Origin of the sequence: Nocardiopsis codii, assembly GCF_036327455.1 — a bacterium.
GTDB classification, from domain to species: domain Bacteria; phylum Actinomycetota; class Actinomycetes; order Streptosporangiales; family Streptosporangiaceae; genus Nocardiopsis; species Nocardiopsis codii.
Genome location: NZ_JAUZMY010000010.1, coordinates 62657 through 77016, shown reverse-complemented (window position 1 = coordinate 77016; position 14360 = coordinate 62657). Strand labels below are relative to the sequence as shown.

10 protein-coding genes and 1 pseudogene are annotated in these 14360 nt (G+C 72.6%); 5 read left to right on the top strand and 6 right to left on the bottom strand.

Annotated elements, in window-relative coordinates; genetic code table 11:
• Positions 1-20: 20 nt before the first annotated feature.
• Together Q8791_RS12195 and Q8791_RS12190 are read right to left on the bottom strand one after the other, a co-directional pair.
• Entirely contained in the window at positions 21-362 is a 342-nt protein-coding gene (locus Q8791_RS12195) for a DUF2283 domain-containing protein (protein WP_330091769.1), read from the bottom strand.
• Between the two features lie 42 nt (positions 363-404).
• On the bottom strand, positions 405-2075 hold the full coding sequence (locus Q8791_RS12190) for a serine/threonine-protein kinase (protein WP_330091768.1): 1671 nt from the start codon (positions 2073-2075) through the stop codon (positions 405-407).
• A 174-nt stretch (positions 2076-2249) separates the two neighbouring features.
• On the opposite strand from Q8791_RS12190, the gene Q8791_RS12185 reads away from it, so the two are divergent.
• Positions 2250-4580: a protein kinase domain-containing protein gene (locus Q8791_RS12185; protein WP_330091767.1), complete on the top strand. Its 2331-nt coding sequence runs from the start codon at positions 2250-2252 to the stop codon at positions 4578-4580.
• Between the two features lie 76 nt (positions 4581-4656).
• Here Q8791_RS12185 and Q8791_RS12180 read toward each other — a convergent pair whose 3' ends face one another.
• Positions 4657-6462 (bottom strand): glycoside hydrolase family 15 protein, encoded by a 1806-nt coding sequence (locus Q8791_RS12180; protein WP_330091766.1) that lies wholly within the window; start codon positions 6460-6462, stop codon positions 4657-4659.
• A gap of 423 nt (positions 6463-6885) precedes the next feature.
• Complete coding sequence (gene yczE, locus Q8791_RS12175) at positions 6886-7518, bottom strand: membrane protein YczE (protein ID WP_407941990.1); 633 nt, start codon at positions 7516-7518, stop codon at positions 6886-6888.
• A gap of 361 nt (positions 7519-7879) precedes the next feature.
• On the opposite strand from yczE, the gene yczR reads away from it, so the two are divergent.
• Positions 7880-9352, top strand: a complete 1473-nt coding sequence (yczR, locus tag Q8791_RS12170) for a MocR-like transcription factor YczR (RefSeq protein ID WP_330091764.1) — start codon at positions 7880-7882, stop codon at positions 9350-9352.
• Positions 9353-9649: 297 nt separating this feature from the next.
• Here yczR and Q8791_RS12165 read toward each other — a convergent pair whose 3' ends face one another.
• Positions 9650-10486: an alpha/beta hydrolase gene (locus Q8791_RS12165; RefSeq protein ID WP_330091763.1), complete on the bottom strand. Its 837-nt coding sequence runs from the start codon at positions 10484-10486 to the stop codon at positions 9650-9652.
• 348 nt (positions 10487-10834) lie between these two features.
• On the opposite strand from Q8791_RS12165, the gene moaA reads away from it, so the two are divergent.
• Entirely contained in the window at positions 10835-11842 is a 1008-nt protein-coding gene (gene moaA / locus Q8791_RS12160) for a GTP 3',8-cyclase MoaA (protein WP_330091762.1), read from the top strand.
• A 137-nt stretch (positions 11843-11979) separates the two neighbouring features.
• Positions 11980-12141: pseudogene (locus Q8791_RS12155) on the top strand (RtcB family protein); the annotation flags it as partial.
• 456 nt (positions 12142-12597) lie between these two features.
• Here Q8791_RS12155 and Q8791_RS12145 read toward each other — a convergent pair.
• Positions 12598-13590, bottom strand: a complete 993-nt coding sequence (locus Q8791_RS12145; RefSeq protein WP_330091761.1) for an aldo/keto reductase — start codon at positions 13588-13590, stop codon at positions 12598-12600.
• A 121-nt stretch (positions 13591-13711) separates the two neighbouring features.
• On the opposite strand from Q8791_RS12145, the gene Q8791_RS12140 reads away from it, so the two are divergent.
• A complete protein-coding gene (locus Q8791_RS12140; protein ID WP_330091760.1) occupies positions 13712-14332 on the top strand; it encodes a TetR family transcriptional regulator in 621 nt (206 codons plus the stop codon).
• The last annotated feature ends 28 nt before the right edge of the window (positions 14333-14360 follow it).

Here is a 14360-nt window from a genome sequence, read left to right as displayed (position 1 = left end):
GAGCTCCGCGCCCGTCTCCCTCAGGTGGCGGGGAAGCGTGTTCCGTTCGCGGGTGGGCGCGGTCCCGGGCGTCCTGCCGGAGGAGGCGAGGGCACACGGTCGTCGCCGATCCGGGCGGCGAAGGCGCGCACCCACGCGTCGGTGTCGGGGTCCACCGCGGTGCCGCCCAGGACCTCCAGTACTCCGTGCACATCGAGCGGTCGGTCGAGAGTCAGCACCTCGATCCCCACAGGGCTGCCGTCGGTGGAGTAGTCCACGACGAACGACCCGTGGTCGGCCGTCCTCGCCACGGGAGCGCCGGAGAGCGCGAGGTAGCCCGCGTCCGCCTCCCGGTCGACGGTCACTTCTCGAAGAGCTGCCATGGGATGCACGGTACGCCCACCACCGTTGAGAGCACAGGGAATCTAGCGGCGGGAGCGGTCCTGCCACTGCTGCAGGTGGGCGCGGATGCGCGCGGTCGCGTCGCTCTGCGCGCCGTGCACCCGCGTGTACTGGGCGAGCAGTGCGTGGTACCGGTGCGCGGCCTCGGCCGGTCGGCCCGCGTGGCCCAGGTAGGCGGCGTGGTAGTGCCGCGCCCGCAGCGTGGCCGCGTCGTCCTCGCCCAGCAGCCGGGTCAGGTCCGGCACCAGCTCCTCCAGCAGCTCCACGGCCCGCTCGGGCCGCCCCGCCTCGCCGACCTCGAACGCCAGGTACAGGCGCGTGGTCAGAACCCTCTCGGAACCCGGCCCGTGCACGGCCACCAGGTCGGGCACCAGCTCCCCGTGGACCCGCGCGGCCAGCGCGTGGTCCCCCGCCCGCCCCGCGTTCGTCGCCAGGTAGTACCGGACGGCCAGCGTCTCCGGGTGCCGCGCGCCGTGGACCCGCATCAGGTCGGCCAACAGGGAGTCCAGGGCGGTCACCGCCGACCGGTGCTCCCCGCTCTTCCCGGTCAGGTAGGCCTCCTGGCGGCGCGCCCTCAGGGTGTCCTGGTGGTCGGGTCCGAACGTCGCCAGCATCCGGGGCAGCAGACCGCGCAGGTCACGCGCCGCTGCCGCGAACTGGCCGGAGTCGGCCAGGGACCGCGCCTCGTCCACCAGGGCCAGCAGGCGCACGGGCTCCTCCGGGCCGGCCGTCTCCGCGCGGGTGGCCCCCGCCCGCGTGTAGGGCCGGGTGCCCGGGACCGGCACGGGACCGCTCGGACCCGGCAGTGACCGCGGCCGGGAGGGCCGTTCCGCGAGGGAGTGCAGGAAGGGGGCCAGCCGGTCCCGCACCTCCCCGGCACTCGCGGGCCGGTCCTCGGCGCGCTTGGCCAGCATCGACGCCACCAGGTCCGACAGCGGAGCCGGGATCTCCGGGCGCAGCTCCGACGCGGCCGGGGGAACGTCCACCAGGTGCATGCGCAGGACCGACAGCGGACGGTCGGAGCGGAACGGGGGCCGCCCGGTCAGAAGCTCGTACAGGATCGCGCCCAGGGAGTAGAGGTCGCCGGACCGCCCGACCTGCTCACCGCGCACCTGCTCGGGCGACATGTACAGGGGCGTGCCGATCACCTGGCCCGCCTGCGTGATGCGGCGGCTCTGGGTGGCGGCCGTGATCGCGGCGATCCCGAAGTCCAGCACCTTCACGGTGCCGCCCCCCGCGCCGTCCTCGACCACCATCAGGTTGCCCGGCTTGACGTCCCGGTGCACGACCCCGGCCGCGTGCGCTGCGCCCAGCCCCGACGCGGCCTGCGACACCAGGTCGGCGGCGCGCGGCACCGGCATGGGCCCGCTCTCCCGCAGCACCGCCGTCATCGGACGGCCCGGCACCAGCTCCATCACCGCGTACACCGAGCCGGACGCACCCGGGGCGTCGTCCTGGCCGAAGTCGTGCAGGATCACCACGTTGGGGTGGCCCGCGAGGCGGGCGGTGATCCGCGCCTCGCGGCGGAACCGGGCGCCGACCTCGTCGGAACCGGTCCGGCCGGCCCGGATGAGCTTGACGGCCACGTGCCGGTCCAGCAGCTCGTTGACCGCCCGCCACACCTCGCCCATCCCGCCCCTGCCCAGGGGGGAGAGCAGACGGTAGCGGCCGCCCAGGACCCGTTCTCCGGTCACCGCGGCCCCCCGCCGTTCGCGTTCGTGTGCGCGACGTCCGGTGGCCACTGACGGCCTTCCGGTCGTACAGGGCGTAAGAGTACAGCGGCCCGCGTTACTGTGGTCTCCCGCCCGAGGGCGGGATCCCCTGCGCCCCAGGTGCGCCTACCCCCCGTGTGGAATGAGTGTCAGAGAGTGAGCCTCCATCTCTACGTCGGTCCGGACTCCCAACCGGACAAGTACCGCCTTGTCCGCTCGGTGGGGCGCGGCGGCGAAGCCACGCTCTACCTCGCCGAGGTGACCCTCGCGGGGCAGACCGAACCCGTCGTGGTCAAGGTCCTCAACTCCGACGTCACCTCGAACGAGGAGCAGTTCGCCGAGCTCAGCGCCAAGTGGGGCGAGCAGGCGGAGCTGCTGCGCTTCATCAACCGGCTCGGGGTGGTCGGTGTCCGGGAGCACTTCGAGGGCGCTCCCGAGCATCCGGCCGACGGCTCGGAGGAGTACACCGACCGCGCGCTGTACCTGGTCATGAACTACGTCCAGGGCGTCGACCTGCGCGACTGGCGGGCCGAGCACACCGTCGAGGGGCCGCGCGGACAGCGTGAGGCGCTGCGCTACCTGGAGCAGGTCGCACTGGTGCTCGACGTGCTGCACTCGGGCCGCGCCACCCCGTCCAAGCGGGTGGTGGTGCACGGGGACCTCTCACCCGGCAACGTCATGATCAGCGACGAGGGCCAGGCGACGCTGGTCGACTTCGGGCTGAGCCGGATCGCGGCACGCCACATGACCGCACGCCCCTGGTTCACACCCGGGTACGCGGCACCGGAGATCTTCACCGGCGAGTACTCGGCGGCCACCGACCGGTACGCGTTCGGCGCGATCGCCTACTTCACCCTGACCGGCGAGGACCCGCCGCCCGCCCCCGAGCAGCTGCGCGAGCGGTTCGGCGCGCTCCCGCTCGTCGCGAACGCGGGTGAGCGGGAGCGCGAGCTCGTCATGGCCATGTTCTCGGCCGAGCCCGCCGACCGGCCCGCGTCCGCGGACTGGGTCCGGGCCCTCCGGTCGCTGGCCACGTCGGCGCCGTGGACCGGGCCGGTCTCCGACCCGGGCGACGCCGTCCTGGCGGCGGCCGTGGCCGAGGGGCCCGGCGGCGCCGGGACGGGGGAGCCCGAGCGCGAACCCTCCGACCCCGGATCCGGGAGCACCGGGGAGGGTGCCCCTGACGACCACGGCAGACCTGCGCGGTCCGAGGACACCGCCTCCGCGGGGGCGGCGCCCCCGCAGGGAGCCCGCTTCTCCGGGCCGCCCCCGGTGAGCGCTCCGGCCGCGGGCGCGACCCCGCCGCAGGGGCGGCCGGGCGCACAGACCCCGTCCGCGTCCTCCGACCCGTCCGCCACGACGGCGTCCGGGCAGGTCCGTGGCGGACCGCCGGTGCCCGACGCCGACGACATGCCCCCGCGGCCGGTCGGCGGCCTGCGCGGCGCACCCCAGGGCGCCCCGCACACCCAGGGCCCCCAGGCGGCACCTCCCACCGGCGGCCCCCGCGGCGGCGGCCCCGGGGCGCCCCGGCAGCCCGGCCCCCGACCCGGGCAGCCGCCCCAGGGCACTCACCCCGGATCGCCCGCACAGGGCGTGCCGCAGCAGCGCCCGGCGTCGGCCGGAGCCCAGGGGCGGTCCGCCGCGTACTCGGGCCCGGTCCCCCCGCACCACCAGGCGCCGACCGGGCACCGGCCCGGCTGGTCGGGCCCACCGCGCCCCGACGCCACCGGGGCCTTCGCCTCCCCGGTCCCGCCGGCCCCCACGCCAGCGCAGGCCGAGGCGCCCGCCCGCAGGAAGTCGCGCAAGCCCCTGCTGATCGGGCTGGGCGTCGTCATCGTCCTCGCCATGGTCGCGGGCTCGGCGGGCACCTACTTCGTCATGGACCGGATGTCCTCCACGACCGTCGCCGCCGAGGAGCCGACCGCGGAGGACTCCGGGCAGCCGGAGCCGTCGGAGCCGTCGCAGGGCCAGGAGGGGACCGCCGCCGAGCCCACGGGGGAGGCGAGCGATCCCGTGCTGGGTGACGCCGGTCCGGGCTCCGAGGACGCGTCCGGGGCTCCCTCCGCGGGCGACTCCACCCTCCTCACGCAGATGACCCCCGTGGACCTGGCGGAGGGCGGCGGCTGGGAGCCGGAGACGGGCCGGGCCCAGGTCGACGGCCAGGTGTACACGCGGGCGCTCGCCCCTGGCTCCTGCGCGGACGCCGAGTACAGGGAGTGCACCGGCTGGGTCGACTACGACCTCGGCCGCAACTGGACGACCTTCACCGCCACCATCGGTGTGCAGGACGACTCGCGGGCGGGCGCCGCCACCACGTTCGTCGTCCACGTGGACGACGAACCGGTGGTCACCGAGACCCTGAGCCTGGGCGAGCCCATGGAGATCGAGGTGGACGTGCGGGACGCACTGCGCCTGCGGATCGAGGTCGAGAGCGACGACTACAACATCCATCCCGTGTGGGCGGACCCCACCCTCCTCAAGGAGTGACCCCGGCGCCCCCGCGACCGTCACGGTCGCGGGGGCCCGCCGCCGGGAGGGGGCGTCCCGGGACAGGGGAGGGGTGTTACTCCGCGCGCCAGCCGCCCTGCCTGGTGGCCAGGTTGAGGGCGGTCGTCACGAGGGGCACGTGGCTGAACGCCTGCGGGAAGTTGCCGACCTGGCGGCCCGCCCGGGGGTCCCACTCCTCGGCCAGCAGGCCCACGTCGTTGCGTAGCGACAGCAGCCGCTCGAAGAGTTCGCGGGCCTCGTCCTGGCGGCCGATGGACAGCAGCGCGTTGGCCATCCAGAAGCTGCACGCCAGGAAGGCGCCCTCGTCGCCGGGCAGCTGGTCGGCGGAGTTCTCCAGGTCGGTGCGGTAGCGCAGCACGAACCCGTCGACCATGAGGTCGTTGCGGACGGCCTCGATGGTGCCGACGACGCGCGGGTCGTCGTAGGGCAGGAACCCCACCTCGGGGATGAGGAGCAGCGCGGCGTCCAGCTCCTTGCTGCCGTAGTACTGGGTGAAGGTGTTGCGCTGGGGGTCGTAGCCGTACTCGCACACCTCGGCGTGGATGGTGTCGCGCAGGGCCCGCCACCGTTCGATGGGGCCCTCCTTGCCGAACTCCTCGATGCTGCGCACCGCGCGGTCGGCCGCCACCCAGGCCATCACCTTGGAGTGCACGAAGTGCTGGCGGGGGCCGCGTACCTCCCACAGGCCCTCGTCGGGCTCGTCCCAGCACCACTCCAGGTAGTTGACGAGGGACCGCTGCAACCCCCAGAGGTAGTCGCCGCCGCGGATGTTGTGGCGGCGGGCCAGGTGCAGCACGTCCATGACCTCGCCGTAGACGTCGAGCTGGTACTGGCCGACGGCGGCGTTGCCGACCCGGACCGGCCGGGAGCCCTCGTAGCCCGGCAGCCAGTCGGCCTCCCACTCGGTGAGCCTGCGCTCACCGCGGATGCCGTACATGATCTGCATCAGCTGGGGCTCGCCCGCGACGGCCCGCACCAGCCACTCGCGCCACGCCAGGGCCTCGTCCTTGTACCCCGACCGGATCATCGCCTCCAGGGTGATGGTCGCGTCGCGCAGCCAGCAGTAGCGGTAGTCCCAGTTGCGGACCCCGCCGATCTCCTCCGGCAGGGACGTGGTGGGCGCCGCGACGATACCGCCGGTGGGGCGGTAGGTGAGGGCCTTGAGCACGATGAGGGAGCGGATGACCGCCTCGCGGTAGGGCCCCTCGTACGTGCACTGGTTGACCCACTTCTCCCAGAACCTCTCGGTGCGGGAGAGGGCCTTCTCCGCGTCCAGGTGGTCGGACTCCTCCACCTGCGAGGGGTGCCAGGTCATCACGAACGGCACGCGCTGGCCCGCGGTGACGTCGAAGGTGGCGTCGTGGGTGAAGTTGTGGCCCTGGAGTTCGATGGGGGTGCTCAGCCAGATGGCGTCGGGGCCGGCGACGGCCACCAGCTCGGCGCCGGTGCGGTGCACCCACGGCACGACGTGGCCGTAGTCGAAGCGGATGCGCATGGAGGTCTCCATGCGCACCGACCCGCGCAGGCCCTCGACGATGCGCACGATGTGGGGTGCGCCGCCGCGGGGAGGCATGAAGTCGATGACCCGCACCGAACCGGTGTCGGTGTCCCACTCCGACTCCAGGATGAGGGTGTCGCCCCGGTAGCGGCGACGGGTGGCGCGGGGCTCGCCGTCGGCGGGCCTGAGGGTCCAGCTGCCATTCTGGTCGTCGCCCAGAATGGCGGCGAAACAGGCGGAGGAGTCGAAGTCGGGCAGACAGGCCCAGTCGACGGAACCGTCACGCCCGACCAGCGCGGCGGTCTGCATGTCGCCGATCATTGCGTAGTCTTCAATCCAGCCGGGCACGCGGCTCACCCCCATCACGTCGTCCTGGTTGCTGCGGTCGGCGCCGATGTCTCGCGGGGGTCTGCCGCACCATCGCGGAGGGTTTCGCGCACGGTCGTGTGCACGCCCCGCCGGGGGTCATCCCCCCAACCCGCCAACAGGTCGTACCCGCTGGTGGGACAGGGCGCCGTTCGGGTCACGCGACTCCTCCGGGGTGCCTCTCCTGCGCCTTCATACCCGGGTATGTGCCCAGGAGAGGGCAGCCGAAAAGGCCGGTCCTGAGGAACTGTGCCGAAGACGGTCCTTCCGTTCACCGCGGTCCCATCTTCCCCCTTCCGCGGGGCCCGCGCTACCCGCAAGTGCACGTGCATCTGGAAGTGCAGCGAGGTATGTGCGGTATTGGGGGATTTTGGTGGGCAGAAGTTATGACGCGGTGATCAACGACCGATGACGAAATGGCTAAGGGGCCTCCGGCAGTGGGGTTTCGGGTGTCTCATCCGGCATTCGCAACAGTGGCAGGAACAGGTGCGCGAGGGGTCCGATCGCCACCGCGAAGACCACGGTCCCCACCCCCACCGTGCCCCCCAGGAGGACTCCGGCGACCACGACCGCCACCTCGATCGCGGTTCGGGCGAGGCGCACCGACCACCCGCGCGCGGCGAGTCCGGTCATGAGGCCGTCACGCGGCCCCGGGCCCAACCGGGCTCCGATGTAGCACCCCGTCGCGATCGCGCACACCAGCACGCCCAGTACCAACAGCCCCACACGTGCCACCAGGGAATCGGTCTCGGGGAGCAGCCACAGGAACAGGTCCACCGTCATGCCCACCACGACCACGTTGCTCAGCGTGCCCAGTCCCGGCTTCTGGCGCAGCGGGATCCACAGCAGCATGAGCAGGGCGCCCACCAGGACGCTCCACGTGCCGATGGACAGCCCCGTCTGACGGGCCAGGCCCTGGTGCAGCACGTCCCAGGGCATGGAACCGAGTTCGGAGTGGACCAGCAGCGCACCGCTCAGCCCGTACAGGGTCAGCCCCGCGTACAGCCGGACCAGGCGGCGCAGCCGGGGGCGCGGCAGGAGCGGGGTGATCATCACCCGGCCGGCCAGGCCGGCGGCCGTCGGGCGGTCGGGGCGCTGTTCTGCGGTCACGGAGGTACTGCCCTTCGGTAGGAGGAGGCGCTTCGGGGCCGATCCGCGCCGCCCGCGGTGGTCCCGGGGGCGCACTCGGCTAACACACCACCGGATCATCGGATGAAACGCTGCCCGCGCGGGGCAGGCGGCGCGGGCGCATCGGAGGTCCGGCGGGGACCCGCATCGGAATCCCCGCGTACTCGGCCCGGCCGGGAGCCAGAGGGGATCCACCTGGGTATCGTGGCTGAGGTGGCGCTCGAAATGAAGTGCCAATCCAGTCAACTGGCCTGATTCGTGACGTGTGGGAAGACGGAGGAACGGCATGGCGAGGCAGAGCGGCCGTCGCCCGTCGGAGCGCGCCGGCGGCGGAAGCGGAACCAGGAGGATCAACGGGCGCCTCCTGGCCCGGCTCATCGGCGAGGCCCCCGTCGAACGCCCCTACTACCTCGCCATCGCCCGAGCCGTCAGCGCGCTCGTCCTGGACGGACGCGTGCCCACCAACACCCGGCTGCCCGCCGAGCGCGACCTCGCCGGCGCCCTCGGCGTCAGCCGCAACACCGTCACCGCGGCCTACGCCTGGCTGCGCGACAACCGGTTCCTGGAGAGCAGGCAGGGAGCGGGCAGCTGGACCGTCCTTCCCGACGCCGTGACGAGCGAGCCCTCCCCGTTCGGGCACGCCTCCGAGCACATCGACCTGGGGGTGGCCGCCCCACCCGCGGTGGAGGGCCTGCGCGCCGCAGCCGGCCAGGCCGCCGAACAGCTCTCCGCGCACGTCAGCGGTCTCGGCTACTACCCCTACGGCCTCCCCGAGCTGCGGCACGCCATCGCCCGCCGCTACGTCGAGCGCGGACTGCCCACCACCCCGGAGCAGATCTTCGTCACCAACGGCGCCCAGCAGGGCATCGCCCTGATCATGGACCTGCTGGTCCAACCCGGCGACGAGGTCCTGGTGGAGTCGCCGACCTATCCGCACGCGCTGGACGCCGCACGCCGCACCGGGGCGCGCGTGCGCACCGTCGGGGTGACCCCGCAGGGGTGGGACATGGACTACCTCTCCGACGCGTTCCGCCAGTGGCGGCCCGCGCTGGCCTACCTCATCCCCGACTTCCAGAACCCCACCGGCGCTCTGATGGACGACGACGAGCGCCGCGTCCTGGTGCGCGAGGCGCGCCGCGCCGGCAGCCACCTGATCGTCGACGAGTCGGTCTGCGAGCTGGCCATCGACTCCGGGGACCTGCCCGCCCCGGTGGCCGCCCACGACACCGACGGCCGGGTGCTGACGGTGGGGTCGGTGGCCAAGCTGCTGTGGGGCGGACTGCGGGTCGGGTGGGTGCGGACCACACCGCCCATGGTCGCCAGGCTGATGGCCGCCCGCCAGCGCTTCGACCTGGCCGGGGCGGTCCTGGACCAGCTCACCGCGACCCACCTGCTCGCCGACGTGCTGCGCATCCGGGCCGAGCGCAGCCGCCAGCTGCGCCGCAACCGCGACGCCCTGCTGCACGCACTGCGCGAACGCCTGCCCGACTGGCGGCCCAGCGTGCCCGGGGGAGGGCTCGTGCTGTGGACGACCCTGCCCCACCCCGTCGCGAGCGCGCTGGCCGCCGCCGCCGTGCGGCACGGCGTGCACCCGGCCGCCGGTCCGGTGTTCGGCGCCGACGGAACCCTGGAGCGCTACCTGCGCCTGGCCTACACGCAGCCGCCGGACGTCCTGGCCGACGCGGTCGAACGGCTGGCCGCCGCCTACAACGAGACCCTCGCCCACCCCCTCCAGCCCCGCGGCCAGCTGTACGTGTAGCCGTCCGGAGGACACGGCGTCCTCCGCGCCGGGTGAGCATCCACCGGCCAGGCGGCGGCCGGCCACGGCCGGGCACGGCCGGGCACGGGGAAGGACGCGGCCGGGCCCCTCGCGGGCGTGCGCGGGGGAGCGGCCCGGGGCCGCGGGGGTGTTCCCCGAAGGCCGTCGGGTCGGCGGCAGGCCGTCCGCGCGGTCTCCCGCGGGACGGCGTGCGACGTCCGTCCGTGCCGCACGAGCGCGGAGACGCGGTGGGGGGAGCCCGGTGGCCGCGAGCCCGGAAGGCCGCGAGGACTCGGCCTAGAGGGTGACGTGCGGGACCGCGAAGCGCTGGGCGAAGCGGACCACCTCGGCCATCACCTCGTCCCGGTTGCTCTCGTTGAACACCTCGTGCCGGGCGCCGGGGAAGACCCGGGCGGTGAAGTCCTCGCCGGCGAGCGCCTCGATGCCGACCCTGGTGTCGGCCACCGGGACCAGCCGGTCCTCGTACCCGTGCACCCACAGGAGCGGCAGCGACCCCACGCTCCCGGACCTGACGCCCCACTCCAGCTCGGCCAGCAGGGCGTCGACGGTCTCGCGCTTGAACGGGCCGTGCCACACCAGTTCGTCGGCCGCGTACGCCTCGCCCACGGCGGGATCGCGCGAGAGCGTGGCCGGGTCGATGGGCGCCTCGGGGATCCGCTCGGCGGCGGCGATCTGCTCCAGGGCGGTCCAGCGGCCCAGGACGGGGGCCGACAGCACCAGGGCCTGGAGCGCCTCGGGGTGGACCTGCGCGTAGCGGGCCGCGATCAGGCCGCCCATCGAGTGGCCGATCAGGATCAGCGGCAGCGTCCGGTAGGCGGTGCGGGCCTGCGTGATGATGCGGTGCACGTCCTCCACCACGCTCGCGTAGTCGTCGATCAGGACCCGTTCGCCGGACGAGCGGCCGTGCCCGCGGTGGTCCGCGCCGTAGACCACGGCACCGGCCGCGACCAGGTCGGCGGCGACCTGCTGGTACCGTCCCAGGTGCTCGCCGTAGCCGTGGACCAGCACCGCCAGCCAGGTCGGCTCGCCCTCGGTCGGTGCCCAGGCTCTCGCCGCCAGTCTCCCGGAACCGTCCGGCCCGCCCGCCAGGGCCCACTCGCGTGTGGTGATCACCGTGTCCTGCCTCCTTGCCCGCGCCGTCGTCCGCGGCGATCGGTCCGTCCGCGACGGCGGGTGCCGTCGGGGACGCTCTCTGGGATGGTCACCCTATGGGGCGGCGGTGTCCGTGTACACGAGGCGGGGGAGGGCGCGCGAGCCTCGGGGGGCGCTGCACGGCGTGTGCCTGTGCGATCGCCTCTATCGGCCCTCTCAACTTCGTGTTCGTCAACGAAATACCTCATAGGGTGTGGTGAGGATGAACAGCGAGGAAAGGGATCTTCTACGCTGATCTCTGGTGAACCCCGCGGGCGGGTATAGCCCAGACGACAAGCCAGATGACTCCGACTGGAGAGGGTGGGGCCCTTGCTGGCCGATTCCTATGGGCGACTGGCGACCGACCTGCGCGTGTCGCTCACCGATCGCTGCAACCTGCGATGCACCTACTGCATGCCCCCCGAGGGCCTGGAGTGGCTGCCCAAGCAGGAACTGCTCACCGACGACGAACTACTCCGGCTGATCGGGATCGGGGTCACCCGTCTCGGTATCACCGAGGTCCGCTTCACCGGGGGCGAACCCCTCCTCCGGCGAGGCCTGCCCGGTCTCATCGCCGGGACCACAGCGCTCGCCCCCCGCCCCCTGACAGCCCTCACCACCAACGGCATCGGCCTAGCCCGCATGGCGCCCGCGCTCGCCGAGGCCGGGCTCGACCGGGTCAACGTCTCGCTGGACACCCTCAAACCGGACGTCTTCGAGACCCTCGCCCGCCGTCGCAGGCTCGACGACGTCCTCGACGGGCTGGACGGCGCCGCCCGCGCCGGGCTCACCCCGGTCAAGGTCAACGCCGTGCTCATGCGCGACGTCAACGACTCCGAGGCCGCCGACCTCCTGCGCTACTGCGTCGAGCGCGGATACGAGCTGAGGTTCATCGAGCAGATGCCGCTCGACGCCCAGCACGGCTGGCGGCGCGACACCATGATCACCGCGGAGGAGATCCTCGGGTGGCTGGAGGCGGAGTTCTCGCTGGAGGCCGCCGACAGCGCCACCCGGGGCAGCGCACCCGCGGAGCTCTTCCACGTGCGGGGGGCCCGCTTCCCCAACGGAGAACCGGCCACCGTCGGGGTCATCGGATCGGTCACCCGGCCGTTCTGCGGCGCCTGCGACCGTGTCCGGCTCACCGCCGACGGGCAGATCCGCAACTGCCTCTTCGCCCGCGAGGAGTCCGACCTGCGCTCCCTGCTGCGCGGAGGCGCCACCGACGACGAGATCGCCGAGCGCTGGATCGCGGCCGTCTCCGCCAAGCTTCCCGGGCACGGGATCAACGACCCCAGCTTCCTGCAGCCGTCCCGGCCGATGTCCGCGATCGGGGGCTGACCGGCCCCTCCCCGGTACGGCGCCACCTCCGGAAACCGGTTGCCGCCGAGCCCCCGCTCCGGCTTGATGTTCGGGGGCACGGCCGCGTGCCCGGACGAACGATCCACAGGCCGGATCCGGGGAGGGGGCGGCCTGACATGCCCCACACCGAAGTTCCCGGTGAACGCGTTCCCCTCCGTATGTGGGCCGCACCCGACGAGGTCGAGGCCGCGGCGATGGAACAGCTCCGCAACGTCACCCGCATGCCCTGGGTGCACGGCCTCGCCGTCATGCCCGACGTGCGCTTTCGGGAGGCCGCCCGCCGAAGTTCGACAGGGCCGACTACCGCCACCGCAACACGGTGGAGCGCGGGATCAACCGGTTGAAGCGCAACCGGGCGGTCGCGACCCGCCATGACAAGCTCGCCTCAAGCTACGAGGCCACTGTTCTGATCACGGTCATCAACGAATGGCTCTGACTTCCCAGACACTAGTACCGAACTCCTTACTGTGCTCGCCCCGGGGCGGTCGGCCGCGCGCTATCGGGCGACCTGGCGGAAAGCGGTGTAGTAGGTGCCGATTCCGTAGGTGTCCCGGAACTTCTGGCTGATCTCGCCGACAACGGTGAGCGAGATCATTTCGGTGGCCGCGTTGAAGTCGGACCGGCCGGAGCCGGTCGATTCCGTGTGCTCCCAGAGGGCGTCCTCGTTCTCGCAGCGCCCATGCTGGAAACAGGTGCCTTCACCGCCCCGAAAGATCTCGTAGCTCAGGCGGGGTTCAGTCGGTGGTGAAGCTGGACAGGACCGCGGCCGGGAGGCGGCTGCCTGCCGAGCCGAGGGGAAGGATCTCGGCGATACGGGCCAGATCGGCGGCGGAGAGCTGGACGTCGGTGGCGCCGGCGTTCTCCTCGACGCGCTTGGTGCTGCGGGTGCCGGGAATGGGCGCGATGTCCTCGCCCTGGGCGAGCAGCCAGGCCAGCGCGAGTTGGGCGGTGGTGATGCCCTTGATGTCGGCCAGGTTCTTGAGCTGTTCGATGGCGTGCAGGTTGTACGTGTAGTTCTCGCCCTGCCAACGCTCGTCCCAGCTGCGCATGTCGTCCGCGGGGTATTCGCTGGCGGGCTTGACCTGGCCGGTGAGGAAGCCGCGGCCGAGCGGGGAGTAGGGCACCAGGCCGATGCCGAGCTCCCGCAGAACGGGAAGGATCTTCTCCTCGACCTCCCGCTCGAAGAGCGAGTACTCGTACTGGAGCACAGAGACCGGGGTGACGGCGTGGGCGCGGCGGATGTACTGGGGGCCGACGTTGCTCAGGCCGAAGTACTTCACCTTGCCTTCGGTGATCAGTTCGCCGACCACGCCGGCGACCTCCTCGACCGGAACGGCGGGGTCGGAGATGTGCTGGTAGAAGAGGTCGATGTGGTCGCTCTGCAGGTAGCGCAGGCTGTTCTCGGCGACCTTGCGGACGTTTTCCGGGCGGCTGTCGAAGCCGGGGCTGAGCGCCGGGGCGGTCATGTCGAAGCCGAACTTGGTGGCGAGGACCACCTCGTCGCGGAAGTCTTCGACCGCCTTGCCCAGGAGGATCTCGTTGCTGCCGGTACCGGCGCCGTACAGCTCGGCGGTGTCGAAGAAGTCGATCCCGAGTTCGTGGGCGCGGCGGATGGTCGCGGTGCCCTCGTCGTCGTTCGAGGCGCCGTAGGCCATGGACATGCCCATGGTCCCCAGACCGAGCGCCGAGACGCGCAGGCCCTGAGAGCCCAGATTGCGGTGCTGCATGAGTTCACTCCCTCAGTGGTTTGCCGGCTCCACCCAGAGGTCAAACCGAACTGTTCGGTTTGACTCTACGCGTCGATCGCCCGGATGCCAAACCAAACGGTTCGGGCTCTATCCTGGGGCCATGTCCCAGTCCCGCGACTCCGGCCAGACCGCAGCGCCCGCCGCCGGCGGCGACACCACGCGCGAGCGCATCCTTGCCGCTGCCATGGAGGAGTTCGCCCGCCACGGCATCGCCGGTGCCCGCGTGGACCGCATCGCCAAGCTCGCCAGGACCAGCAAAGAACGCGTCTACGCCTACTTCCGCAGCAAAGACGCGCTCTATGCCGCTGTCGCTGCACGGGAGTATTTCGTCATCGCCGAGGCCACCCAGTTGGACCCGACCGACCTCCCTGGCTACGCGGGCCGCCTGTTCGACTACTTCGTCGCCCGCCCCGACCACCACCGCCTGATCACCTGGGGGCGCCTCGAACTGCCGGGCACCGCGACCGGTGCCGACGATCCCACCCAGGCAGCGATCACCCGCAAAATCGACCTGCTCCGCCAGGTGCAGCAGGCTGGACAGCTCGACCCCGCCTGGGACCCGGCCGACGTCCTCGCCCTGGTCAACCAGATCGCCACGACCTGGGCGTCACAACCCGAACTCAGCGAGGCCGCCGCCGCACACGCTGTGGACCCCACCACAGCCGCACGCCGTGCCGCGGTGGTGACCGCTGTCGAGCGGCTTTTCCCCCGAGCACGCTGAGGTCGCCCGGACCGGCGGCAGCCTGCTC